22 protein-coding genes are annotated in these 23,270 nt (G+C 68.3%); 13 read left to right on the top strand and 9 right to left on the bottom strand.

Annotated features, from left to right (window positions below):
* On the top strand, positions 1 to 655 hold a 655-nt coding region (locus JWP28_RS20490; RefSeq protein WP_299545709.1), incomplete at its 5' end, for a hypothetical protein.
* Between the two features lie 149 nt (positions 656 to 804).
* Here JWP28_RS20490 and JWP28_RS20495 read toward each other — a convergent pair.
* The 4 genes from JWP28_RS20495 to JWP28_RS20510 all read right to left on the bottom strand — a co-directional run bounded on the left by JWP28_RS20495 (position 805) and on the right by JWP28_RS20510 (position 4,664).
* Positions 805 to 1,371 carry a DUF2239 family protein gene (locus tag JWP28_RS20495; protein WP_299545710.1) on the bottom strand — a complete coding sequence of 189 codons (567 nt, stop codon included), beginning with the start codon at positions 1,369 to 1,371 and terminating at the stop codon, positions 805 to 807.
* 814 nt (positions 1,372 to 2,185) lie between these two features.
* Entirely contained in the window at positions 2,186 to 2,692 is a 507-nt protein-coding gene (locus JWP28_RS20500; RefSeq protein ID WP_299545711.1) for a hypothetical protein, read from the bottom strand.
* A 420-nt stretch (positions 2,693 to 3,112) separates the two neighbouring features.
* The gene (locus JWP28_RS20505; protein WP_299545712.1) at positions 3,113 to 3,913 is read right to left on the bottom strand and encodes a phytanoyl-CoA dioxygenase family protein; all 801 of its coding nucleotides are present in this window, start codon (positions 3,911 to 3,913) and stop codon (positions 3,113 to 3,115) included.
* Positions 3,900 to 4,664: a phosphocholine cytidylyltransferase family protein gene (locus tag JWP28_RS20510; protein ID WP_299545713.1), complete on the bottom strand. Its 765-nt coding sequence runs from the start codon at positions 4,662 to 4,664 to the stop codon at positions 3,900 to 3,902. The genes JWP28_RS20505 and JWP28_RS20510 overlap by 14 nt, the downstream gene beginning before the upstream one ends.
* A 76-nt stretch (positions 4,665 to 4,740) precedes the next feature.
* On the opposite strand from JWP28_RS20510, the gene aepX reads away from it, so the two are divergent.
* From aepX to JWP28_RS20540, 6 genes are all read left to right on the top strand, one after another.
* Positions 4,741 to 6,387 carry a phosphoenolpyruvate mutase gene (aepX, locus tag JWP28_RS20515; RefSeq protein ID WP_299545714.1) on the top strand — a complete coding sequence of 549 codons (1,647 nt, stop codon included), beginning with the start codon at positions 4,741 to 4,743 and terminating at the stop codon, positions 6,385 to 6,387.
* Positions 6,388 to 6,397: 10 nt separating this feature from the next.
* Positions 6,398 to 7,573, top strand: a complete 1,176-nt coding sequence (gene aepY, locus JWP28_RS20520; protein ID WP_299545715.1) for a phosphonopyruvate decarboxylase — start codon at positions 6,398 to 6,400, stop codon at positions 7,571 to 7,573.
* The gene (locus tag JWP28_RS20525) at positions 7,573 to 8,658 is read left to right on the top strand and encodes a 2-aminoethylphosphonate--pyruvate transaminase (RefSeq protein ID WP_299545716.1); all 1,086 of its coding nucleotides are present in this window, start codon (positions 7,573 to 7,575) and stop codon (positions 8,656 to 8,658) included. The genes aepY and JWP28_RS20525 overlap by 1 nt, the downstream gene beginning before the upstream one ends.
* A gap of 28 nt (positions 8,659 to 8,686) precedes the next feature.
* Positions 8,687 to 9,151, top strand: a complete 465-nt coding sequence (locus JWP28_RS20530; RefSeq protein ID WP_299545717.1) for a DUF2141 domain-containing protein — start codon at positions 8,687 to 8,689, stop codon at positions 9,149 to 9,151.
* Positions 9,152 to 9,163: 12 nt separating this feature from the next.
* Complete coding sequence (locus JWP28_RS20535; RefSeq protein ID WP_299545718.1) at positions 9,164 to 11,770, top strand: MMPL family transporter; 2,607 nt, start codon at positions 9,164 to 9,166, stop codon at positions 11,768 to 11,770.
* 75 nt (positions 11,771 to 11,845) lie between these two features.
* A complete protein-coding gene (locus JWP28_RS20540; RefSeq protein ID WP_299545719.1) occupies positions 11,846 to 12,454 on the top strand; it encodes a CDP-alcohol phosphatidyltransferase family protein in 609 nt (202 codons plus the stop codon).
* On the opposite strand, the gene JWP28_RS20545 is transcribed toward JWP28_RS20540, so the two are convergent.
* Genes JWP28_RS20545 through hpnI form a run of 5 tightly spaced genes read right to left on the bottom strand, consistent with a single transcriptional unit; the run spans position 12,426 to position 17,813 of the window.
* Positions 12,426 to 13,433, bottom strand: a complete 1,008-nt coding sequence (locus JWP28_RS20545; protein ID WP_299545720.1) for a lysylphosphatidylglycerol synthase domain-containing protein — start codon at positions 13,431 to 13,433, stop codon at positions 12,426 to 12,428. The two genes, JWP28_RS20540 and JWP28_RS20545, sit on opposite strands and share 29 nt — an antisense overlap.
* A 31-nt stretch (positions 13,434 to 13,464) precedes the next feature.
* Complete coding sequence (locus JWP28_RS20550) at positions 13,465 to 14,382, bottom strand: hypothetical protein (protein WP_299545721.1); 918 nt, start codon at positions 14,380 to 14,382, stop codon at positions 13,465 to 13,467.
* Positions 14,379 to 15,239 (bottom strand): hopanoid biosynthesis-associated protein HpnK, encoded by an 861-nt coding sequence (gene hpnK / locus JWP28_RS20555; protein ID WP_299545722.1) that lies wholly within the window; start codon positions 15,237 to 15,239, stop codon positions 14,379 to 14,381. The genes JWP28_RS20550 and hpnK overlap by 4 nt, the downstream gene beginning before the upstream one ends.
* A 5-nt stretch (positions 15,240 to 15,244) precedes the next feature.
* Positions 15,245 to 16,678, bottom strand: coding sequence for a hopanoid biosynthesis associated radical SAM protein HpnJ (gene hpnJ, locus JWP28_RS20560; RefSeq protein WP_299545723.1), 1,434 nt, complete (start codon positions 16,676 to 16,678; stop codon positions 15,245 to 15,247).
* A 7-nt stretch (positions 16,679 to 16,685) separates the two neighbouring features.
* Positions 16,686 to 17,813, bottom strand: coding sequence for a bacteriohopanetetrol glucosamine biosynthesis glycosyltransferase HpnI (gene hpnI / locus JWP28_RS20565; protein ID WP_299545730.1), 1,128 nt, complete (start codon positions 17,811 to 17,813; stop codon positions 16,686 to 16,688).
* 136 nt (positions 17,814 to 17,949) lie between these two features.
* Here hpnI and JWP28_RS20570 point away from each other — a divergent pair, with 136 nt between their 5' ends.
* The 6 genes from JWP28_RS20570 to JWP28_RS20595 all read left to right on the top strand — a co-directional run.
* Positions 17,950 to 18,885 (top strand): VacJ family lipoprotein, encoded by a 936-nt coding sequence (locus JWP28_RS20570; protein WP_299545724.1) that lies wholly within the window; start codon positions 17,950 to 17,952, stop codon positions 18,883 to 18,885.
* Positions 18,882 to 19,937, top strand: coding sequence for a hopanoid-associated sugar epimerase (hpnA, locus tag JWP28_RS20575; protein ID WP_299545725.1), 1,056 nt, complete (start codon positions 18,882 to 18,884; stop codon positions 19,935 to 19,937). Before JWP28_RS20570 ends, hpnA begins: the two co-directional genes overlap by 4 nt.
* Entirely contained in the window at positions 19,934 to 21,085 is a 1,152-nt protein-coding gene (locus JWP28_RS20580; protein ID WP_299545726.1) for a glycosyltransferase, read from the top strand. The genes hpnA and JWP28_RS20580 overlap by 4 nt, the downstream gene beginning before the upstream one ends.
* Positions 21,082 to 21,954, top strand: coding sequence for a squalene synthase HpnC (hpnC, locus tag JWP28_RS20585; RefSeq protein ID WP_299545727.1), 873 nt, complete (start codon positions 21,082 to 21,084; stop codon positions 21,952 to 21,954). Before JWP28_RS20580 ends, hpnC begins: the two co-directional genes overlap by 4 nt.
* A 12-nt stretch (positions 21,955 to 21,966) precedes the next feature.
* On the top strand, positions 21,967 to 22,818 hold the full coding sequence (hpnD, locus tag JWP28_RS20590; protein WP_299545728.1) for a presqualene diphosphate synthase HpnD: 852 nt from the start codon (positions 21,967 to 21,969) through the stop codon (positions 22,816 to 22,818).
* Positions 22,815 to 23,270: FAD-dependent oxidoreductase (locus JWP28_RS20595; RefSeq protein ID WP_299545729.1), on the top strand; the 456-nt coding region annotated here is incomplete at its 3' end. The genes hpnD and JWP28_RS20595, both read left to right, overlap by 4 nt.

The following is a 23,270-nucleotide window of genomic DNA, read 5'->3' on the forward strand; positions in this document are numbered from 1 at the left end:
GTCCGACGACGAGATCATCAGGGAAGCCCGCGAGGCTTTCGAGCTGGCGGCGGACGCCGAGGCGGAGAACCGGCGCGAGGCGCTGGACGACCTGCGGTTCGCCCGTCTCGGCGAGCAGTGGCCTGCGCAGATCAAGCGCGAGCGGGACCACGACGGGCGGCCCTGCCTGACCATCAACCGGCTGGTGCCACATCAGCTTCGATCCGAGGCTGCGGCGGCAGGTGCTGACCCGCCGCGCGAGCGGCTATGGGCTGGGGTTGCCGGAATGACCCCGCGCCTGATCCTGATCCTCGCCGTCATCGCGACCGTGCTGGCGGCGGGCGGCGGACTCTACTGGAAGGGCCGCCACGACGACGCGGTCCGCGAGCGGCCGAAGACCGAGGCGGCATTGGCCAAGGCTGCGGTTGCGGGCCTCGAGACACAAGGCGCGCAAGCGAGCGCCCAGCGGGTCGAAGTCGTGGTCCGCCAACGCGACGCCGCCAACGCCGTCGTCGCCCAGCTCCTGCCCAAGGCCCTGAAATCGGAGGACGCCAATGCGCCGCTTGATCCTGATCGCGCCGCTCGTCTGCGGGATGTTGATTTCCAGCTGTGCCAGTCGGCTCCCGATGTCGCCGGTTGCGCCACGGATAGCCATGCCGGCGGAGGCGGCCCGTAGCTGCGGCCTCTATCGGCTGCCGCAGTCTCCGACGCAGGCGGACCTGGAGATCGGCTACGCGACGCGCGGCGCACAGATCGTGGCCTGCGATGCGGCGCGGACGCTGGCGGTGCAGACGCACGAGGCCGAGCATGCGCTGGAGGATCAGGTCACGGCGAAGGGGCGTGGGCCCGCGCGTTGAGACTGCGGACATAGTCTCTGACGTCGGCCGGCCAGCCCCCCGTCAGCTCGTCGAACCGCGCACGGTCGCGGGCGAACAAGGCGCGGATGGCTTCCTCGTAGCCGGGGAGGTCGCCGGCGAGGGCCGTCATTACGCGATAGACGGCCTCCTGCGCCTGGCGCGCGGCGTCGGCCTCGACGGTCTCTCGCCGCGCCTGATCGACCAGCCGGCGCAAGGCAGCGGACGCCCCGCCGGGCTGCGTGGCGAGCCACTCCCAATGGCGTGGAAGCAGGGTGACCTCGCGGGCCGTGACGCCGAGCTTGGGGCGGCCGCGGGCCGGCTTCGATGGGAGTTTCGGGGGCGACAGCCTGGCCAGCACGTCCTCGACGGAGCCCCGCAGGTCGAGCTCTACGGGCCGGCCGCTTGCGTCATCGAAGACCAGGGGCTGCTCGCGGCGGTGGGGGTGGGCGGCCCGAGCGACCGCCACGAGATCTCCGCGCGCGATGAGCCGGTGGCCCGCGAAGGCCGTGACGCCGGTGGTCGACGAAGACGTCACGCAGGTTCTCCAGATCATTCTACCCGGGCGAAAATATCAGCAAGCGGCCCGTCTGAATAGCCGCCCTGGCGATCAATGGCGGTCCTACCGCGGCGCCTGCGCTGTCGCCGCCATCCAATCAGCAAAGGAGAGCAAGCATGGCCTATGGTCAGGTCGATCCCGCACGCCTTCAAGGCGAAGCCCTCAGTCGATGGTACCTGCGCTCGCCGGCCGATATCGAGCAAGAGCGGCAAGAGCGGGCTGCGAAGGCACACGAGGACTTCTTCGCCAGCAGCGGCCCTGGTTTGCCGGCGATATCGCCCATGCAAGACAGGGCGGCCAACGGCGACGGGATTGTCTGGCCGAGCGCGGATCAAAACTACGGGCGCGGAGAGACCGCGCCGCAAGGCAACGCAGACCGGCAAGACGCTCAGGAATCCTATCAGGCGACGTTCCAGCCGACGGACCAAGGCGCACAGCGAATCCAGGTCTCCTCGAATCCCTGGAATTGCCCCACATGCCATGGCGTTGTTCCGCCGCCGATTTCCCTCCCGCCGCCCACTCTCCCATTTCCTTGGTCCGGCATCTCCATGTTCCGCGACGGGTCGGCGTCGCCGCCGCCTCAATCCGGCCGGGACGACCGCAAGCAGTGCGAGATGCAAGACCGGAACGACCGCGGCATCTGCGTTCAACAGCCGACTAATCGCGCCAAGGCTGTCTGTCACAAGACTGCGACTACGCGACGCGAATATTGCGATGCGACGGGCATTATCGGAGAGCCAGACTTATTCACTGCGCGGCGCAAATCTGGACGGCGATGGCCTTAAGAACCAGCTCAGCCGCCCGCGATCCACCCGTCCAGGTTCTTGTGAACTGTCGATGAGAAGGAGAACGCACTGACGCTTGCTCGTTCGGCATCCTCATCAAAAGTCCAGATGTGAACGTACTTCCAGACCGAACCTAAGCACGTCGCCGCCACGGGAAGCGCGGCTTCGGGCATCAGCAAGGTGGCGCTGAGGTCCAACTCGTGACGTTTCGGGCGGCGGATGCGGAGTTGGCCGACCTCATCCAAATCATCAGGCCCAAACCGCATGTCGGACCCGAATGGCGAAAGCCATAGTCGGATAGTCTTGGCGCGGTGCGCCTGCGGGGCAACCACCCGGCCATCTATTTGGAAGCCGCACACGTAATTCAGCCCGCCCTGAAATCTGTATTCCTGCGGCGTCGAATCGGAACTGAGACCCACATGCAGGTTACCGTCCCACGCCTCTATTTCGACCAGGAAGCGGCCGTCAAAGAAGCTTGGATCAAGAGCGATCCCATCGTCGCGGTCGGTGTCCATGTGATCCGAGCAGTCTCCAACGCCAGCTGACAACCTAAGCAGCGGTTCGTATTCGTACTTGCTTTGTTCTGTCGGGGCAAGGCTGATGGTGCTGGGCGGCGTCATCGGAGTTGGCCGACCGGGGCGAAAGCGTGGAGGTCCTTTCCCTCTGCCGACCGCTGTCCTGACAGCCTACGGGCGCGCCGGTGCGTCGCCGGACCCCTGCGGGCGTGGCGGGATCTTGGCGGCGGACTTGGTCGGCTTGGGCGCTTCGGCCGCCCTTCCGGGCTCCAGAAAGAGCGAGCTCTTCTTCGTGCACGCGCCGGTGACGGCGCACGCCGCCACGATCAAAGCAATCATACTCGTCCGCATGGCTGTCCCTCTGGGCCGTCCGGGCTCACGTGCATGTAGGGTTCCGCTGTGCTGCGCAAAAGGCCGGCCTCAGACGCGGAAGCGGTATTCCGTCCCCGGCGCGCGCTCGATGTCGGGAGGGAAGTTCGCGCGCTTGTCGGCGAAGTAGCGGGCGCGGTGATCGCCGTCTCGGGCTCGGTTGTAAGTCAGATAGAGGATTCGCCGCGCCTGGGCCGTGCCGTTGGGCTGCGAGGCGTGCGGCGCATAGCTGTCGAAGAACAGCACGTCGCCGGGCTCGGTGGGGATCGGCGCCAGCTTCAGCTCGGCCATCTCCGCGGCCGACAAGGGCTCCCATTCGCGTCCGATAAGGCCGGTCGCCTTGGGACCGCTTGCCATCTCCAGGCAGCCGTTGGCTTCCGTCGCGGCGTCGATCGAGACCAGGGCCGTGACGAACAGAGGCGCATAGGTCGACCAGCCGGCCTGCTGGTCCTGGTGAGGCTCGAAACCCGCCCCGCCAGGCATCTTGAAGTTGATCTTTTCCTTGAAGAGCACGGCGTCGTCTCCGAACAAGCGCGCGACCGCGGCTTTGAGTTGGCCGTTCACGAGCCGATCGAAGCGGTCGTGGTAGCCGCAGAAGTACTCGATCCGCTGGACGATCCGCTCGCCCGGCTGCTGGAGGCTGTCCTCGTAGTAGACCATTTGCTCGCCGGGCGTTTCCGGCCGGGCCAGGACTTCGCGGGTCCACCGTTCGATCAGCGCCGTCTCGTCTGCATCGAAGAAGCTCCGCGCCAGCACCCAGCCATTGCGCCGGAACGCCTGCTTCTGCGCCGCCGTCAGGCCACGCTCGCCTCCACCGTCCACGGCGTCGCGATCCAAACTATCCAGCGACATGTTCGTCCTCGAGCTGGGGCAAGATCACGGCCTCGGCGCGGGCCACATCGACCTCGAAGTCGATCTCGGTCCAAGGCAGGTCGCTGATGTCCTCCGCCGCGAAGCGATGCGGCTCGGCCAGGAGCAGGTCGCGGATCGCCTCCTCGTACTCCAGCTGGGTCCGGCCGGCGGCGACATAGGCTTCGGTGCGGTCGGCGAGGGCGGCGGCCATGGCCGGCGAAAAGCGGAAGAAGCCGACGGATTCCCCGTGCCGGACGTGGGCGTGCTCCGGGATTTTCCGAAAGTCGACGATCGCGCCGTCCCGCGCAAAACAGATCTTCACCGGTTCATCGCCCGGCTCGATCTCGCGGTCGAGCAGCAGGGTATTTTCGGCGGGGCTGGCGATCAGACGCTGGAACATGCGCCGGTCGCAGAGCACATCGGCGTCCATCAGAACGATCGGCGCGCCGGACCGGAGCAACGCCCGCTGCGCCCATAGCGAGACCAGGCTGCCTTCGGTGTAGCGGGGATTGTCGACGAAGCTCACCGTCAGCGACCGGCCAATGCCGACCGAGGCTTCGCGGATCAGCTCGCCGGCGTGTCCGATGGTGATCGAGACTTCGCGCACGCCAGCGGCGGCCAAGCCCTCCAAGTGGCGTTGCAGCAGGCTCTTGCCCGCAAACTCCAGCAAGGCCTTCGGCCGATCGCCGCCGCCCAGGCGCCGACCGACACCCGCCGCTAGCATCACCGCGATGGGAGGGGTTGAATTCATCCGTGCTCCTACCCTTTTCTCTGTGTGGGCGCCACTTTGGGGCCTGACGGTTTTTCGCGCGGGGGCGCAGGTAGAGATGGATTTCGGACACGCCGAGGTCAACGACGGTGGCGAGCGGATTGCGCCCACCAGCGTATTCGCGGCGCTCCGCCGCGAGCTCGTGTCGCCTACGCTGAGCTTCCTGATGGAGGCCCACAGCGGTCTTTCCGCCAAGATCGCCGAAGAGGCGGGCTTCCAGGCGCTCTGGGCGTCCGGCCTGACTATGTCGGCAAGCCTCGGGCTACGCGATTCCAACGAGGCGTCCTGGACGCAGGTGCTCGAGGTCCTGGAGTACATGGCCGACGCCGTAGAGATCCCGATCCTGGTGGACGGCGACACCGGCTACGGAAACTTCAACAACGTACGCCGGCTGGTCCGAAAGCTCGGCGAGCGCGGCATCGCCGGCGTCTGCATCGAAGACAAGATCTTCCCGAAGACCAACTCCTTCATCGGCGAGGCCCAGCCGCTGGCGGAGATCGAGGAGTTCTGCGGGCGGATCAAGGCCGGCAAGGACAGCCAGACCGACGACGAGTTCACGATCGTCGCGCGCGTCGAGGCGCTGATCTCAGGCCGCGGCATGGAGGAGGCGCTGAAACGCGCGGAGGCCTATCACGCGGCCGGCGCCGATGCGATCCTGATCCACTCCAAGCTGCCGGCGGCGAGCGAGATCCTGACCTTCGCCGAGCGGTGGGGTGGCCGCGCCCCGCTGGTGATCGTGCCGACCACCTACTATGCGACGCCCACCGACCACTTCCGCCAGGTCGGCGTCTCGGCGGTGATCTGGGCCAATCACCTGCTGCGCTCAGCCATGACCGCCATGCAGGAGACCGCCCGCCTGATCCATGAGGAAGAGTCGCTGGCGAGCGTCGAGGGTCGGGTGGCCGGCGTGAAGGACATCTTCCGCATCGCCGGCAACGCCGAGCTGGAGGCGGCCGAGCGGCGCTACCTGCCGGCGCAGGACCGTACGCGGGCGGTGATCCTGGCGGCTTCGCAGGGGGATCTGGGCGAGCTTACCCGCGACCAGCCCAAGTGCATGGTCGACATCCGGGGCAAGTCGCTGCTGCAGAGGCTGGTGGAGAGCCTGAACGGCTGCGGTGTGCGCGAGATCACCGTGGTGCGCGGCTATCGCAAGGACGCCATCGCGCTGCGCGGCATATCGGTGGTCGACAACGACCGCTACGCCGACACGGGAGAGGCGTTCTCGCTTGCCGCCGCCGCCGAGGCGATCGAGGGGCAGGTCCTGGTCTGCTACGGCGACGTCCTGGTGCGCAGTTACATCCTGGAGACCCTGTTGGCCGTGGACGGCGACATCGTGCTGGCCGTGGACGCGCTGAAGGCGCAGCCCGGATCGGGCGTGCGCGACTTGGTCGCCGCCGACCGGCACTACGTCGGAGACGTTCTCGACGAGGACGCGGCCGGCCTGATCCGCATGGGCGCCGAGCTGCCGGCCCACGAGATCTGCGGCGAATGGATGGGGCTGGCGAAATTCACCCCCACCGGCGCGGCCTGGCTGCAAGCGGAGCTGGGCCTGTTGCGCGAGGAAGGCCTGCTGGAGACGGCCGACATGCCGCTTCTGCTGACCCGGCTGGCCGCCCGGCATTCGGTCAGGGTGCAATACTTCACCGGCCACTGGCTCGACGTCGACACCCTGCCGGACCTCGCCGACGCTCGGAACTTCACCTAAGACCCGGACCATGATTACCGCCCAGGACTTCATGGCTGAGGCCAGCCGGTGCGGCTTTGACTTCTATGCCGGCGTGCCCTGCAGCTTCCTCACCCCGCTGATCAACGGGGTCATCTCGAACCCGGCGCTGCGCTATGTCGGCGCGGCGAGCGAGGGCGAGGCGGTGGCGATCGCGGCGGGCGCCTGGCTCGCCGGGCGGCGCACGGCGGTGATCTGCCAGAATTCCGGCCTTGGCAACGCCGTGAACCCGCTGACCTCGCTGAACGCCCCGTTCCGCATCCCGACGCTGTTCATCACCACCTGGCGCGGGGAGCCGGGGCTGAAGGACGAGCCGCAGCACGAGGTGATGGGTCAGATCACTCAGGACCTGCTGCGCCTGATCGGCCTGCAGCAGGACGCCTTCCCAAGCACGCCCGACGCGATCCGCCCGGCCTTCGCGCGCGCGGTCGAGGCCATGGACGCCTCAGGCTTGCCGTTCGCCTGGGTCATGCGCAAGAGCGATGTCGAGGACTCCAACCTGGACCAGGCGCCTCTGCCCGTCCGCGCGCCGGGACGGCGCCTGGACGAGCCGGAGGAGGGGGCGCGGCCGACGCGGGCCGCGTCGCTGGAGCGATTCCTGGCGATCGTGGATCCCGATGCCGCGGTGATCGCAACCACCGGCAAGTGCGGCCGCGAGCTCTTCACCCTCGATGACCGTCCGCAGCACCTCTATCAGGTGGGCTCCATGGGCGGGGCTTCCGGCATGGGGCTGGGCGTGGCGCTGAACACCTCCCGGCCTGTCGTAGTGCTGGACGGCGACGGCGCCGCGTTGATGAAGCTCGGAACCTTCGCGACCATCGGCGCCTATGCGCCGAAGAACCTGCTGCATGTGGTGCTCGACAACGGCGTCCACGATTCCACCGGCGGCCAGGCGACCGTCTCGGCCTCCGTCGACTTCGCCGGCGTGGCGCTCGCCTGCGGCTACGCCTTTGCGGCCAGCTGCGCGAGCCTAGACGGATTTGAGCGCGCCTTCCGGCAGGCCGGCGCGGCGGCAGGGCCGGCGATGATCCACCTGCGCATCTCGCCAGGCTCCATGGCGACGCTCGGCCGACCCACCGTAAAGCCGGCCGATGTCGCCCGGCGCTTCAAGGCCTTCCTTGCCGGCGCTCCTGCTCGGGCCCCGCAGGGCGAAGCCGCGGAAGCCTGATGGCGCGGGAAAAGCTCCTGCTGACGCCCGGCCCGCTGACCACGCGGATCGAGACGCGCCGGGCCATGCTGGAGGACTGGGGCTCGCGCGACGCGCCCTTCATTGCGCTGACCGCCGAGCTTCGCCGCCGGCTGCTGGATGTGGTCCACGCGGGAGATGACTTTGTGGCCGTGCCCCTGCAAGGCAGCGGCACCTTCATCGTCGAGGCCGCACTCTCGACCCTGCTGGACCGCGACGCGAAGCTGCTGGTCCTGGCCAACGGCGCCTACGGCGAGCGCATGCTCAAGATCGCCCAGCGCCTGGGCCGCTCCGTCGAGACGCTGAGCTGGCCCGAGGACCAAGCCATCGACCCGGCCAAGGTCGCCGCCGCGCTGAGCGAGCGGGCAGGCATCACCCATGTGGCCATGGTCCACTGCGAAACCACCACGGGGCTGCTGAATCCCCTGGCAGAGGTCGCCGGCGTCGTGGCCGGGCATAGGGCCGGCCTGATCATCGACGCCATGTCGAGCTTCGGCGCCTTGCCGATCGATCTGCGCAGCCTGCCCGTCACGGCGCTGCTCGCTTCCAGCAACAAGTGCCTGGAGGGCGCGCCCGGCGTCGCCTTCGGCATCGTCGCCCGCAGCGCGCTCGCGCGCTGCGCCGAGATCAGCCCGTCCTTGAGTCTCGACCTCCACGACCAGTGGCGCGCGCTGGAGTCGAGCGGGCAGTGGCGCTTCACGCCGCCGGTGCAGGTGGTCGCGGCGCTTGTCGAGGCGCTGCGGCTGCTGGAGGCGGAGGGCGGACCGTCGGCGCGGCTGCGCCGCTACCAGGCCAGCTTCGACGTCCTCGCCGGCGGCATGCAGCGGCTGGGCTTCGAGCTCTACCTCGACCGGGCTGTCCAGGCCCCGATCATCGCGACCTTCAGGCCGCGCGCGGGCGAGCCCTTCGATTTCGACCGGCTCCACGCCGCGCTCAGCGACAAGGGGTTCATCATCTATCCCGGCAAGCTGACCCGCGAAGAAACCTTCCGCATCGGCTGCATCGGTGCGGTCGAGCCCGCCGACTTCGAGCGCTTATTGATCGAGATGCGGCGTATAACTATCTAGGCAACTGGGAACAAAGGCTGGTCTTCCGGTGCTCGTCAAATCGCTCGCCGCGGCCTCCGTCGCTGCGCTTTCGCTGTTCGTCTCTGCCGCCCAAGCTGCCGCCGACACGGCGCCGGCAGGCGAGCCGCAGAATGTGCTCCGCGTCACGGTCGAGGGCGTGAAGAGCCCGCGCGGCCATATCAGGGTTGACGTCTGCCCGGTGGGCGACTTCCTGAAGGATTGCCGCTATGGCGGAGCCGCACCCGCCACTCCGGGTGTTACCACGGTGATCGTGAAGGACCTTCCGCCGGGGACCTACGCGGCGCAGGCCTACCAGGACGGGAATGACAACCATTCGGTGGACAGGAACATCCTCGGCTTGCCGACGGAGGGCGTGGGCTTCTCGAACAATGCCCCGATCGGCTTTCACCCGCCGAGCTTCGGGTCCGCGGCGTTCAGCTACGCCGGCGGCGAGCAGGCGATCTCGTTCAAGCTGCGCCACTTCGCCGACTAGCGGGAGCCATCCGTGCGGCGTCTGAAGGCCGCGCCGATCGCCGTCGCAGTCAAGCTCGCCTGCGACCACCCATGGCTGACGGTCCTCGTCTGCCTCCTCCTTTCCGCAGCGGCGATGTCGTTCACGGCCGGTCACTTCAGCATGACCAGCGACACCGCCAAGCTGATCTCAGACAAGATCGACTGGCGGCGGAACGAGATCGCCATGGCCGCCGCCTTCCCACAGAACAACGACACCACGGTGGTGGTTGTGGACGGCGCGACTCCGGAGCTGGCCGAATCCGCGGCGGCGTCGCTGACCGCGAAGCTCGAGCCGCAGACCCAGCTCTTCCACAGCGTGCGGCGCCCCGACGGCGGTCCGTTCTTCGCCAAGGAAGGCCTGCTGTTTCTTTCGACGGAGCAGGTGCGCTCGACCACCGACCAACTGGTGTCCGCGCAGCCGTTCCTGGGGCCCATGGCCGCCGACCCCAGTCTCAGGGGCGTGTCGAGCGCCATCGGGACGCTGGCCGACGGCGTGATCCAGGGACAGACCGACCTGGCCTCCGTCCAGAAACCGATCCGCGCCCTCGCCGACACCCTGCAGAAGGTAGCGGCGGGCCAGCCCGCCTTCTTCTCCTGGCAGGCGATGATCGCCGGTGACGGCAAGGGCCTTTCGGCGCCAACGCGCCGCTTCATCATCGTCCAGCCGAAACTCGACTATGGCAGCCTGATGCCGGGCGCCAAGGCCGACGACGCCATCCGCGCCACCGCGCGCAGCCTCGGCCTGGACGCCGCCCACGGCGTGCGGGTGCGCCTGACCGGGTCCGTACCGCTGTCGGACGAGGAGTTCGCCTCGCTCACCGACCGCGCCTGGCTGGTCACCGGCTCGATGGGCCTGGCGGTGGTCGTCATGTTGTGGCTGGCCGTGAAATCGGTTCGGCTCGTGGCCGCGATCCTGATCACCACGCTGATCGGCCTGCTGCTCACAGCGGCTGCGGGACTCATCACCGTGGGACGCTTCAACCTGATCTCGGTGGCCTTCATCCCGCTGTTCGTGGGTTTGGGCGTCGACTTCGGCATCCAGTTCAGCGTCCGTTTCCGCGCCGAGCGGCTGACCCACGAAGACCTGAAGAGCGCGCTGATCGCCGCGGCTACCGGCATCGGCGGCTCGCTCGCCTTGGCCGCCGCGGCCATCACCCTGGGCTTCCTGGCCTTCCTGCCGACGCAGTACATCGGGGTCTCGGAACTGGGGATCATCGCCGGCGTCGGCATGGTCATCGGGCTCGCGCTCAGCGTGACGCTGCTGCCGGCGCTGATCCTGCTTTTCCGGCCGCGGCGGCAGACCGAGGAAGTGGGCTCCTCCCGCATGGCGCCCGTGGACCGGTTCCTCATGGAGCGCCGCAAGTTTGTCCTCTGGGCGTTCGCGGTCTCGACGGCGGTCAGCGTCGCCCTGCTGCCGTTCGTGCGCTTCGACTTCAACCCGCTGCACCTGCGCAATCCCCACGGCGAAGCGATGTCGACGCTCAACGACATCAGCAAGGACCCGAGCGAGACGCCGAACACCATCGACGTGCTGGCGCCCTCGCTCGCGGCCGCCGACCGGCTCGCGCAACGCCTGAGCAAGCTGCCGCAGGTCGCCCAGACCGTGACGCTGTCGAGTTTCGTGCCGGACGACCAGCCCGCCAAGCTCGCCGCCATCGCCGACGCCCAGCTGCTGCTCGACCCGACGCTGAACCCGTTTGAGACGCAGCCTCCGCCGAGCGATCCGGAGGTCGTCCAGGGGCTGAAGGACACCGCCGCCAAACTGCGCACCGCCGCCGTCCCGGGAACAGCGCCTGGGGCCGCCGACGCCCTGCGCCTAGCCGCCGCGCTGGAGGCGATCGCCAACGGTCCGCCGTCGGACCGCGTCCGCGCAGAGGCTGCGCTGATCCCGCCGCTCAACACCCTGCTTGACCAGCTGCGGACGATGCTGACGGCGGAGCCCGTGACCCTTCAGAGCCTGCCGCCGGACCTGGTCCGCGACTGGGTGACGAAGGATGGCCGCGCTCGCGTCCAGGTCTCCCCGCGCGGAAACTCCAACGACAACGCCGTGTTGCAGCGGTTTTCCAAGGCGGTGCGCAAGATTGCTCCTAACGCCACTGGCGCGCCGATCTCGATCCAGGAAGCCGGCAAGACCATCAGCTGGGCCTTCATCGAGGCTGGCCTGCTGTCGCTGGTGGCGATCACCGCCCTGCTGCTGCTGATCCTCAGGAGCCTGCGCGAAGTGGCCTTCACCCTGGCGCCGATCGTGCTGGCGGGTTTTCTGACCCTGGGAACCTGCGTCGTGATCGGCCAGCCGATCAACTTCGCCAACATCATCGCGTTTCCGCTGCTGTTCGGGGTCGGCGTCGCCTTCCACATCTATTTCGTCATGGCCTGGCGGGCTGGCGCCAAGAACCTGCTGCAATCCAGTCTGGCGCGCGGGGTCTTCTTCAGCGCCATGACCACCGGCACCGCGTTTGGAAGCCTGATGTTTTCGAGCCATCCCGGCACCGCCAGCATGGGCAAGATCCTGATGATCTCGCTGATCTGGACCCTGGTGGCCGCCCTGATCTTCGAGCCCGCCCTGCTTGGCCCTCCGCGAGAGAAGCAGGCCGCATGATGCGGGATCGACTGCGCCACCCAATGTTATGGATGTCATGAAGCGTATCATGACGATAGATGGACGAGGGCGCCCTTGAGCAGCAGCTGGACCCACATCGCGGCGCGCGTCGTGGTCCGGCCGCTGGTCGGGACCGGCGTGAAGCCCAACCACATCACCACCCTGCGGCTGGTCACCGGCGCGGTATCCTGCCTGCTCCTTGCCCGCAGCGCGTCAGGCGACATCCTGTGGGGCGGAATCTGGTGGCTGGTCTCGGCCTTCCTCGACCGCGCGGACGGCGAGCTCGCGCGCATCGGCCAGATGCAGAGCCGGGGCGGTCATCTCTACGACTACTACACCGACCTCCTGATCAATTCCGCCTTCTTCCTCGCCATCGGCGTGGGGCTTCGCCATTCTTGGCTGGGGCCCTGGGCCCTTCCGCTGGGCGCCGTCACCTGCGTGGCCATGCTGCTCTGCTGCTGGTGGTCGGAAGTCTATGAGCAGATCAGCGGGCCGGGCGTGCGCACCTGGAACGGTGGCTTCGGTTTCGACGCCGACGACGCGCTTTATCTGCTTGCGCCCATCGCCTGGTTGGGTTGGCTGGCGCCGGTTCTGGTCGCGGCCTGTGTCTGCACCAGCGCCATGGCCGTGGTGATCGCGGTGCGCCTGCTGTTGCTCAAGCGTCGGGTGAAGGCGCGGGCTTGACGGCGCGGCTCAGCAGCGCCCGGCCCTCCCGTGCTTGCCAGATCAACAGTGTGGGGACGCCGATGACTAGGTCGCGCCCGCGCTTCAGCAGCGACAGGGCCAGCATGTCCGCCGGGTGCAGGCCGAACAGCGGCGCCAGCAGCACATACGCGCCTTCCTGCACGCCCAATCCCCCCGGCAGGGCGAAGGCGACGCTGCGCGCGGCGTACATCAGGCTCTCCACCGCAAAGACGGCCCATAGCGGCGCCTCTGTCCCCATCAGCCGCAGCGCCATCCAGGAATTGACGCCGCTCGCGAGCCATCCGAGGACGTGCAGCGTCACCGCCGCGGCAAGCCGGCCGGGCTGGCGGTAGACCGCATCGAGAGCAGCGGTGACGGCGTCGGCCCGGGCGATCGAATCCGGCAGCCAGCGCTGCGCCAGCCAGCCCACCCAGCCCACTCCGCGCCGCTGCAGCAGAACGAAGGCCACGCCGCCAGCCAGCAGCAACGCCAGCGCAGCGGTGATTAGCAACAGGAGGTTCCGGCCTACCGGCCCGCCGCCCAACTGGATCGCCAGCAGGACGCCGCCCAGCAGGGTGTAGAGGAGCAGGGCCGCCAGCTCGGCGGTCATGTCGACGATGGTCGAGGCGAACACCACATTCTCCGCCACGCCCGCCGCCTGCGCCGCCCGCGCGCCCACCACAAGCCCACTGATCTGAGCCAGCGGCAGGACATCCGACGCCGCCTCCCGCACCATGCGGCTCCAGATGAAGACCGGGATGCGCATCAGGGGCAGGCCCGGCGCCGCGGTGAACCAGGCTAAGCCCAGCACCAGCAGCACCAACGGCCAGTAGAGGGTGAAGATCGCGAAGCCCGAAAGGCCGATGGCGCCGATGGCGGCCAGCACCGAACGGTAGCCGACCCCCGCCACCACCACGGTCAGCAGCGCCAGCCCCGCGACCAGGGCCACGATCAGTCCGCCTCGGATCGGCTTGCTCAAGAGGCCTCCAGACCGCTGCGGGAACTCTAGGTTACGCCCTAGCCGCGCTTGGCGGCTTTTTCATGAAGCGCAGAGCCAGCCGGATCATGTTCGGCACGAACCGCGGCCGGATCAGCCGCGCATCATACGGCGCAAGGCGGCGATCGTTCTCCTCGAGGCAGATCCGTGCGAGCTCGCCGAAGCTGATCTCGACGCCCAGCTCCTTGGAGCCGTTCAAGGTGAAGTTGTTGTCCTGGGCCTTCTCGCTCGACTCCATCTGGCCCGCGATGCCGATCCGCTCCTGGATCAGGAAGGCCCAGACCGCCAGAACCTTCAACTCGAACCAGGGCCGGCGCCACCACGGCATGTTGCGCCGCCACCATGCCACCCAGTTCACGTAGAAGAGGATGTGGCGGCCTTCCTCCCGCATGACCGGCTCGAAGGTGTCCACGAGTTCGGCCGGGAAGAAGCCGGATTGCTTGGCCAGGTCGAAGAGGCCGAAGCCGAAGAAGCTGTCGATGCACTCCGAATAGCCGGTGACCATGAAAGCCCACTCGGGATCGCGGGGTGTCTTGTATTGGGGCTCCGGCTCCAGCTGGATGCCGTAGAACGAGACCATGTTGGCGAGAACGACCTTATGCCGGCTCTCCTCGAAGGCGTTCATGTCGACCGCCTCCTTCAGGAGGCCGGCCGCGAGCCGGGCCCCGAACGTTTTCACGTTCATGCCGGCGCGGCCTTCCGTCTGCACGGCGATGTCCCAGATCGGCAGGGAGACGATGCGATTGCGGGTCACCTCGTCCAGCTTCGGCCAGTCGATCACCGCGGGCTTGTACGGGTCGTGGGTTTCCAGGAGCTCGAGGCAGAAGAGCCGCAGGTGGTCGTCCGAGCCCAGGCGTATGCACCCGGCGGGCTTGGCGCCGCGCTTGCCCTGGCGGCTGAGGTCCGGAGCGGAGACGGCGAAGTCGGTCATGGCGTCCTCTGTGCCAAACGCGCGAAGTCGGCAAATCCGCCCAGCGCCAAGCCCTCGGCGCGTGTGGCCGCGATGACCGCAGGGTCGATCAGGGCCTCGAATTCCTCGATATAGCGATAGCCGGGCGCGCAGCCGTCATAGGCCGCCGCCGTCGCCGGATGCAGGTAGATCTCGCTGAGGCCCTCGGGCAGGCAGCGGATCAGGCCCGCCAGCCGCTCGGCCGTCATGGCCCCCGACCAGTAGAGGCCGAAGACCTGGTCCGGCGTCTCGATCCCCGCTCGGCGCAGGCGCCCCTTTCCAAGCCAGGCCCAGGGCGCCGTCAAATAGGCGGGGGGCGGATTGGCGGCGGGCTCGACGGCGACCAGCACCGCGCGCGGCTCGGCGGGCGTGCGCATGGCCTTCATGCCGAAGCGCGGGCCGATCTCGACGATCAGGTCCGCGATCGTTGGGTGCAGGTGGAAGTGCTTGTGGGTGTTGACGTGGTCGAGGGGCAGGCCGGTCGCTGCAAAGGCCTCGAACTGCGCCTCGATCTCCTGCGCCAGTTGGCGCCGCGCCCCGGCCTTGAAGAAGATGTCGGCGCCCAGGCGCGCCATGTCCGTGCGGAATGTGCCGTCTGCTGTCACCAGGTCCGGGACGTCCGCCGGGTCGCTCATCGGACGGCCCTCCACCAGCACCAGGTGCAGGCCGACACACAACTTCGGCAGCCGGTGTGCGCGCGCCGCGGCGTCGGCCGCGGCCGGCGCGCCTACCATCAGGCTCGCGGCCGTCAGCACGCCGTCGGCATGGCCCCGCTCAATGGCTTCGTTGACGGCCAAGGCGGCGCCGAAATCGTCCGCCGTGACGATCAGCTGTTTCATGCCGCTTAGGCGGCGACCGCCTGTTTGCGCTCGCGCAGGAAGTCGAAGAACTCCACGCCTTCGCGCAGGCGCCGTTTCATCATGTCGAAGTCGCGGACCATCTCGCCGACGATCGCGCCGATCTTCCGCGGCCGGAAGTAGAAGCGCTTGTAGAACACCTCCACCGACCGGAAGATCTCGTCGTGGCTGAGGTGTGGGTAGTGCAGCGGAGCGATCTGGATGCCATGCTCGTCCACCAGTTCGGCGTTCTTGGCGTCCAACCAGCCGTTTTCCAGCGCCTGGTCGTAGAGGAAGGTGCCCGGATAGGGCGCGGCCAGCGACACCTGGATGGTGTGCGGGTTGATCTTGCAAGCCCATTCAATGGTCTGCTCGATCGTCCCCCTGGTCTCGCCGGGCAAGCCCAGGATGAAGGTGCCATGGATGGTGATGCCAAGGTCGTGGCAGTCCTGGGTGAACCGCTCGGCCACTTCGATCCGCATGCCCTTCTTGATGTTGTGGAGGATCTGCTGGTCGCCGCTCTCGTAGCCCACCAGCAGCAGGCGCAGGCCGCCCGCCTTCAGCTTCTCCAACGTCTTGCGCGGCACGTTGGCCTTGGCGTTGCACGACCAGGTGACGCCGAGCTTGCCAAGCCCCTCGGCAATGGCTTCGGCGCGGGGGAGGTCGTCGGTGAAGGTGTCGTCGTCGAAGAAGAACTCCTTCACCTGCGGGAACAGCCGCTTGGCCTCGGCGATTTCGGCGACCACGTTCTCGACGGAGCGCGTGCGGTAGCGGTGGCCCCCCACTGTCTGCGGCCACAGGCAGAAGGTGCAGCGCGATTTGCAGCCGCGGCCCGTGTAGACCGAAATGTAGGGGTGCTTCAGGTAGCCGATGAAGTAGTCCTCGATCTTGAGGTCGCGCCGGTAGACGTCGATCACCGAGGGCAGGGCGTCCATGTCTTCCAGGATCGGCCGGTCCGGGTTGTGAACGATCTCGCCCGCCTCATCGCGGTAGCTGAGGCCCAGTATCTGCGACCACGGCTTGCCGTCGGCCACGTCCTTGACCGTGAAGTCGAACTCGTTGCGACACACGAAATCGACGGCCGGCGCCTCCTTCAGGCTGTCGTCGGCCTTGACCGCCACCTTGGCGCCGATCAACCCGGCCTTGAGCGCCGGGTTCGCCGCTTTGAGGGCTTCGACGCATTTCACATCGCTTGCGAAGGAGGGGACCGAGGTGTGCAGGATCACCAGGTCGAAGTCGTTCGCCTGGGCCACCACTTCGGCGAGCTGGATACCGGCCGGCGGGGCGTCGATCAGCTTCGAGTCCGGCACCAGGGCCGCAGGCTGCGCAAGCCAGGTCGGGAACCAGAACGAGCGGATCTCGCGCTTGGCCTGGTAGCGTGAACCCGCGCCGCCATCGAAGCCGTCGAAGGAAGGCGCCTGCAGGAAAAGGGTGCGCAACATTTCGCCTCTATATGCGCCTCAGGGCGCCTTGAGCGTCAACCCGGAACTGGGTTCCGCGCCAGTCCACGGCCCGCACGAAGAACGAGCCCAGGAAAATCGTGAACGACAAGACGTCGCGAAGCGGCGTTAGCCACCGTCCGCGCCCATCCACGCCAGCGATCCTGTCGACCTCGCGCATCAGCCACAGACGGCAGATAAGCGCGAAAGCGAGCACCGCCAGACTGACGAGAGACGCGCCGGTCAAAAATAATCCCAGGAGCGCCAGCGGCACGGCGTAGGTGACGCCGCTTCCGAAGAATCCCGCCGGGTCGACGCCGCGGATCGTGCGCGCCCACCGCAGTTCGTGACGCGCAAGCTCTGCGAGCCCGTGTTCGGTGCAATTGTGCGCCACCAGCACCGGCGCCACGAGGCTGCGCAATCCCGTCCCCCGCACCGCCGCGCCGATCGCATAGTCGTCGGCCAACAGGTCGGCGAAGGCTTCAAAGCCCCCGATCCGGGTCAGCACCTCCCGGCGCAGCGCGATGGTCGATCCCATGCAAGGCTGAGCCAAGCCGAGGCCGACCCCCACCGCGACGCTGGGAAGGAATTGATAGGTGAGTCCCATGGCCGCCAGCCGCGACCAGATCCCGCGCACCGCCTGGCCGCGATAGGGGCAGGTCACGACGCCCACACCAGGTGTCTCGAGCGCGGCCACGACCTCCCGCAAATAGTCGGGACGGACGACGATGTCGCTGTCGGCCAGCAGAATGATATCGTGCTTGGCTCTCCTCATCATGTTGATGACGTTGGATATCTTCCGGTTAGCGCCGTGTGGCGTGGCGTCCACGACCAAGGCCACGTCACGCCGCGGATGGGCGCGACGAAGCGATCCAACGACCAGCTGCGCCGGATCCGCCGGGTCCTGGACGCCGAAGACGACCTGCACGGTCCCCGGATAGTCCTGGGCCAGGAAGCTCTGGAGCGCGACGTCGAGGCCGGGCTCCGCACCGTGCAGGGGTTTCAAGATGGTGACAGCCGGCGCTGCGGTCTTTCGCCTGGCGCGGGGTTGGACAAGCAGGGCGCGAACCTGGCGCGCGGCCAGCAACTGATAGGCGGAGCCGGCCAGGGCCAGCACCATCACGACCCAACCGACCATTTGGAGTGGTAAAGCCACGCGCGCCTACTTCGCTTTGGTCCCCTAGTTCCTATATGGTCGGCCAGCCGCTAGGCCAGCGATCTCGACATCGCCGCGTTCCATTCCAGTGAGCCGGCGCAGCCACAGGATGAAGCGAATGCGACCGGTCAGTTCGCGTGTGCCGCTCCTCTTGGTCGCGGGGGCGGTCTGCGTTTCGCTCGCCGGACCCTGCCGCGCCGCGGCCGATCCCACGGATCCCCTGGAAGGCATGAACCGCCGCTTCTATGCGGTGCAGGAAGTCCTCGATCGTCATCTGTTCGGTCCCCTGGCTCGGGGGTTTGGCAAGACGCCGTCGGTCTTCCGCTCCGCCCTGCTCAACTTCAGCCGCAACCTTCAGGAACCCGTGATCTTCGTGAACGACGTGCTCCAGGGACGTGGGGGCCAGGCCGCGCGCACCCTGACCCGCCTGGTGGTGAACAGCACCTTCGGCGTGGCCGGGATCATGGACGTGGCGAAGAAGAACCATCTGCCGCGCCACGAGAATGGGTTCGGCACAACCCTCGGCAGGTGGGGCGCAGGGCCGGGACCCTATCTCTTCGTGCCATTGCTCGGCCCCAGCACCTTCCGCGACGCCTTCGGCGGCGTCGCCGACATCGGCCTCAATCCGCTGACCTACGCGCGCTATCCCAGCAAGACGGAGATCGGCGTGGCGACCACCATCGTCGATGGCCTGGGCGATCGGGTCGAAGCCCAGCGGGACCTGGATACGATCCGCCAGACATCGACAGATCCCTATGCAACGCTGCGCTCCTACTACCTGCAGAATCGCCAGGCGGAGATCACCGGCAAGTCGCTGAACATCGAAACCCTGCCGGAGTTCGACACGCCGGGAACGACGCCCCCGGGGTCGGCCTCCCCAACCGGCGCGCCGCCGGTGGCGCAACCCCAGCCGGCGCCGCCCACGCCCCCGCTGCCAGGCGAAGCCGGGGCGCTTCCGCACCCCGAAGCCACGCCCGATGCGGCGAAATCTCCTCCTCCTCCGCCGCCTGACCCGACGCCAGGGGCGACCACGCCAAAGCCGCCCGCGCCATGACCGCTCCGCTGTCGCAGCGATCGGCAGAACGCGACCATCCGACAAGTCTGGCGCTCCGAGGCGTTCCCGTCCTGGTCACCGGGGCGGCTGGATTTGTCGGCTCGGCGGTCGCCCACGCGCTGCGCGCGCGCGGTGCGGCCTTGCGCGTGCTGGCGCGCCCAACAAGCCCGCGGACCAATCTCGATGACCTCGACGCCCAAGTCGTGGTGGGCGACGTCCGCGACCGCGCAGCCGTCGAGCAGGCGCTCGACGGCTGCCGCTATTTCTTCCACGTGGCGGCCGACTACCGGCTCTGGGCGCGCGATCCGGAGGAGATCGTCCGGAACAACGTCGAAGGGGTGACCAGCGCCATGGCCGCGGCCCTGGCCGCAGGCGTAGAGCGCGTGGTCCATACGAGCAGCGTCGCGACCCTGCGCCTGCCGCTGGACGGTTCGCCCGCGGACGAATCGGGTCCGCTCACTGAGCGCGAGGCCATCGGCGCCTACAAGCGCAGCAAGGTCGCGGCTGAGCGTATCGTGGAACGGATGGTCGCCGAACGCGGCCTGCCCGCGGTGATCGTCAATCCGTCGACGCCGATCGGACCCCGCGATGTCCGCCCGACCCCGACTGGGCGCATCATCGTGGAGGCGGCGCGCGGCCGGATGCCCGCCTTCGTCGACACGGGCCTCAACCTGGCCCACGTCGACGACGTGGCGCAGGGCCACCTGCTGGCCCTGGAGAAAGGACGGATCGGGGAGCGATACATCCTCGGGGGTCAGGACACGTCACTGCAGCAGATGCTTGGGGAGATCGCTCGACTGACGGGTCGCCGTGCGCCCATGATGAAGCTGCCGCTGGGGCCGCTTTGGCCGCTGGCCGAGGTCGCCGAACTGGTCGGCCGGATCACGGGACAGGAACCCTTCGTCACCAAGGATGCGCTGAAGATGGCCAGCCATCACATGTACTTCAGTTCCGCCAAGGCGGAGCGCGAGCTGGGCTATTCCGCCCGGCCGCATGTGGAGGCCCTAAAGGACGCCGTGGATTGGTTTCGCACGGCGGGCTACATCCGATGATCGAAGCGGCGCTCGGGCTTCTTGCGGTGGTGATCTGGGCCTACCTGCTCCTTGGCCGTGGCGGCTTCTGGCTCGCCGACCAGACCGACGCAGACCCACCGGCGGCGCCGGCGACCTGGCCGGCCGTGACTGCGGTGGTGCCGGCGCGCGATGAGGCCGACGTGATCGCGGCCGCCGTCGACAGCCTGCTCAGCCAGGACTACCCTGGCCCCTTCAACATTATCCTTGTCGACGACGACAGCTCCGATGGCACCGCCCAACGGGCGCAGGCCGCGGCCGACGCGGTCGGCGGCGCCCACCGACTGCAGATCCTCCGCGGCGCGCCGTTGCCCGCCGGCTGGACCGGGAAGCTGTGGGCGGTCTCGCAAGGCGTGGCCAAGGCCGCGGCGACGAAGCCGAAGTACCTGCTGCTGACCGACGCCGACATCGCCCATGAGCCGGACGGCCTTCGCCATCTGGTCAGTCGGGCCGAGGCGGGCGGCCTGGCGCTGACCTCGCTCATGGCTGAGCTGCACTGCAAGACCTTCGCGGAGCGGCTGCTGATCCCGGCATTCGTGCTCTTCTTCCAGATGGTCTACCCGTTCCGGCAGGTGAACCGCGCCGACCATCCGCTGGCGGCGGCGGCCGGCGGCTGCATGCTGGCACAGCGCGAGGCGCTGACGCGGGCCGGCGGCGTGGCGGCGATCCGCACGGCGGTCATCGACGACTGCGCGATGGGGGCGATCATGAAGCGCCAGGGTCCTATCTGGCTGGGCCTCACGCGGCGGGCGCGGAGCCTGCGGCCATACCCGACGGTGGGCGCCATCGGCCGGATGGTTTCCCGCTCCGCCTACGCCCAGCTGGACTACTCGCCGATCAAGCTGGCGGGGACTTTGTTGGGCCTGGCGCTCCTCTATCTGCTTCCGCCGGCTCTGGCCGTGTTTGGCTCCGGCCCTGGACGGTGGGCGGGACTCTTCACCTGGGGCGCAATGGCGCTGTGCTTCCAGCCCATGCTGCGGTTCTACCGCCGCTCTCCCCTGTGGGGCCTCGCCTTGCCGTTCATCGGTGCGCTCTACGCGGCCTTCACCCTTCGCTCGGCGCTGCAGGTGTGGCGCGGCGCGGGGGGGCAATGGAAAGGCCGTGCCCAGGCTCTGGCGAGGACCGCATGAGCGACGCACGGGACCTGCTGTCCGGGAAGGGCGCGCGCGACGAGAACTTTCCGGTCGCCTCGATCCTGATCGAAGCGCGCTTCCGGCCGACGATCATGGCTTTCTATCGCTTCGCCCGCACCGCGGACGATGTCGCCGACCATGCGTCCGCGAACGCTGCCGAGAAGCTCCATCGTCTTTCCGAGATGCGCGGCGCCCTGATGGGAGACCATGACCGAGACACTGCAGCAGTGGCGCTGCGGCACGTGCTCGCCGGCCGCGGCCTGCCGGTGGTTCACGGTCTCGATCTGCTCGAGGCGTTTCGGCGTGACGTCGTCCAGTCACGCTATGCGAACTGGGACGCGTTGATGGACTACTGCCGCTATTCTGCGGCTCCGGTGGGCCGGATGGTCTTGGACATCCACGGCGAATCGCCTGGCGCCTGGGCCGCCTCCGACGCGCTTTGCGCGGCCCTGCAGGTGATCAATCACCTGCAGGACTGTGGCCAGGATTACCGCGAGCTCGACCGCGTGTACCTTCCCGAGGAGGACCTCAGCGCGGTGGATGAGGATGTGACCGCACTCGCGGCTCCCCGCGCGTCCGCTGGCCTGCGGCTGGTGATCGCCGGCCTGGCGCGGCGGACCCAGGAACTGCTGCATCGGAGCCGGCCGCTGGCCGATCAAGTGCGCAGTCGCCGTCTGCAGCTTGAGATCGCCGTCATCCAGCGATTGGCGGAGGACCTTGCGCGCCGCCTGATCGTTCGTGACCCGCTGTCTGAGCGGGTGCATCATCGCAGGTTGGAACTGTTCGGGCTGACCGCGTCCGCCATTGTGCGCGTCGTTCGGCCGGCGCGGCCGCCGCGGAACTTGATCGCCGGCGCCGCGGAGTAAGGGGGCTCGGTCATGGCGCTTACCGCTTCGTCCGACGCGCAGGTCGCCGCCGGCAACGCCCAGGCGGCGTCGGGCAGCTCGTTCTACGCCGGCATGAAGGTGCTCCCGAAGGCCGAGCGCGAGGCGATGTACGCGGTCTACGGCTTCTGCCGCATCGTCGACGACATCGCCGACGACCAGACCCTTCCCATCGCGGGGCAGCGCGTAGCGCTCGACGCCTGGCGTCATGACGTGCGCTCGCTTTACGCTGGCGGGGATCCCGGCCTCGCGGCGATGCTGGCGGGGCCGGTCGATCGCTATGGGCTTGCGGAGGCCGACTTCCTGGCGGTGATCGACGGCATGCAGATGGACCTCGAAGGACTCCGCGGCCCGGACCTCGCGACCCTCTACCTCTATTGCGACCGGGTCGCCGTGGCCGTCGGACGATTGTCGGTGAAGGTTTTCGGCATGGACGCGGCGCCGGGAGAGGAGCTTGCCCATCACCTCGGCCGGGCCCTGCAACTCACCAACATCCTGCGAGACGTCGACGAGGACGCGGAGATGGGGCGGCTCTATCTGCCGGACGAGCTGCTCACCCAGGCCGGGATCGCCGCGCGCGACCCGCGCGCCGCCCTCGCCGCGCCGCAAGTGGCGCGAGTCTGCGAAGAGCTCGCGACCGTCGCCCACGCGCATTTCGAGAGCGCCAATCGCGTCCTTGCGCACAAGCCGGCCGGACGGCTCGCCGCGCCGCGACTGATGGCGGCCGCCTACGCTGGTCTCCTGAGCCGGATGCAAAAGCGGGGTTGGAATCCGCCGCGGACCCGCGTGAGGGTCAACAAGGCCGCCCTGATCTGGCTCCTCGTGCGGGAGGGCCTGTTTGCATGACGGCCTATGTGGTTGGGGGCGGACTGGCCGGCCTCGGAGCCGCGACGGCGCTTTGCGAGACCGGCCTGACGGTCGAGCTTTCAGAAGCCTCGGCTCAGGCCGGCGGGCGCTGCCGCTCCTACTTCGACCCGCAGATCGGGCTGACCATCGACAACGGCAACCACCTCGTTCTGTCGGGCAACCACGCGGTGCGCAACTACCTCGCCCGCGTCGGCGCGTCTGACCGTCTGACCGGCCCGGCTGAAACTCAGTTTCCCTTCGTCGACCTGGCCAGCCGCCAGCGGTGGACGGTTCGGCCCAATCCCGGAGCGGTGCCCTGGTGGATCCTCAGCCCCGACCGCGGAGTGCCGGGCGCGAGGTTCACCGACTTTCTCGGCATGGCGGGCCTGCTGCGGGCGAAGCCCGGGCAGCGGGTCGATGAGACCATCGTCTGCAAAGGCCCCGTCTGGGAT

Origin of the sequence: Phenylobacterium sp. (genome assembly GCF_028290885.1) — a bacterium.
In the GTDB taxonomy this organism is placed as follows: domain Bacteria; phylum Pseudomonadota; class Alphaproteobacteria; order Caulobacterales; family Caulobacteraceae; genus Phenylobacterium.

What these genes read in the sequence shown, in the direction of transcription:
- JWP28_RS20500 (WP_299545711.1), bottom strand. Translation starts at nt 2,692, where the DNA reads ATGGACACCGACCGCGACGATGGGATCGCTCTTGATCCAAGCTTCTTT.
- JWP28_RS20505 (WP_299545712.1), bottom strand. Translation starts at nt 3,913, where the DNA reads ATGTCGCTGGATAGTTTGGATCGCGACGCCGTGGACGGTGGAGGCGAG.
- JWP28_RS20510 (WP_299545713.1), bottom strand. Translation starts at nt 4,664, where the DNA reads ATGAATTCAACCCCTCCCATCGCGGTGATGCTAGCGGCGGGTGTCGGT.
- aepX (WP_299545714.1), top strand. Translation starts at nt 4,741, where the DNA reads ATGGATTTCGGACACGCCGAGGTCAACGACGGTGGCGAGCGGATTGCG.
- aepY (WP_299545715.1), top strand. Translation starts at nt 6,398, where the DNA reads ATGATTACCGCCCAGGACTTCATGGCTGAGGCCAGCCGGTGCGGCTTT.
- JWP28_RS20525 (WP_299545716.1), top strand. Translation starts at nt 7,573, where the DNA reads ATGGCGCGGGAAAAGCTCCTGCTGACGCCCGGCCCGCTGACCACGCGG.
- JWP28_RS20550 (WP_299545721.1), bottom strand. Translation starts at nt 14,382, where the DNA reads ATGACCGACTTCGCCGTCTCCGCTCCGGACCTCAGCCGCCAGGGCAAG.
- hpnK (WP_299545722.1), bottom strand. Translation starts at nt 15,239, where the DNA reads ATGAAACAGCTGATCGTCACGGCGGACGATTTCGGCGCCGCCTTGGCC.
- hpnJ (WP_299545723.1), bottom strand. Translation starts at nt 16,678, where the DNA reads ATGTTGCGCACCCTTTTCCTGCAGGCGCCTTCCTTCGACGGCTTCGAT.
- hpnI (WP_299545730.1), bottom strand. Translation starts at nt 17,813, where the DNA reads ATGGTCGGTTGGGTCGTGATGGTGCTGGCCCTGGCCGGCTCCGCCTAT.
- JWP28_RS20570 (WP_299545724.1), top strand. Translation starts at nt 17,950, where the DNA reads ATGCGACCGGTCAGTTCGCGTGTGCCGCTCCTCTTGGTCGCGGGGGCG.
- hpnA (WP_299545725.1), top strand. Translation starts at nt 18,882, where the DNA reads ATGACCGCTCCGCTGTCGCAGCGATCGGCAGAACGCGACCATCCGACA.
- JWP28_RS20580 (WP_299545726.1), top strand. Translation starts at nt 19,934, where the DNA reads ATGATCGAAGCGGCGCTCGGGCTTCTTGCGGTGGTGATCTGGGCCTAC.
- hpnC (WP_299545727.1), top strand. Translation starts at nt 21,082, where the DNA reads ATGAGCGACGCACGGGACCTGCTGTCCGGGAAGGGCGCGCGCGACGAG.
- hpnD (WP_299545728.1), top strand. Translation starts at nt 21,967, where the DNA reads ATGGCGCTTACCGCTTCGTCCGACGCGCAGGTCGCCGCCGGCAACGCC.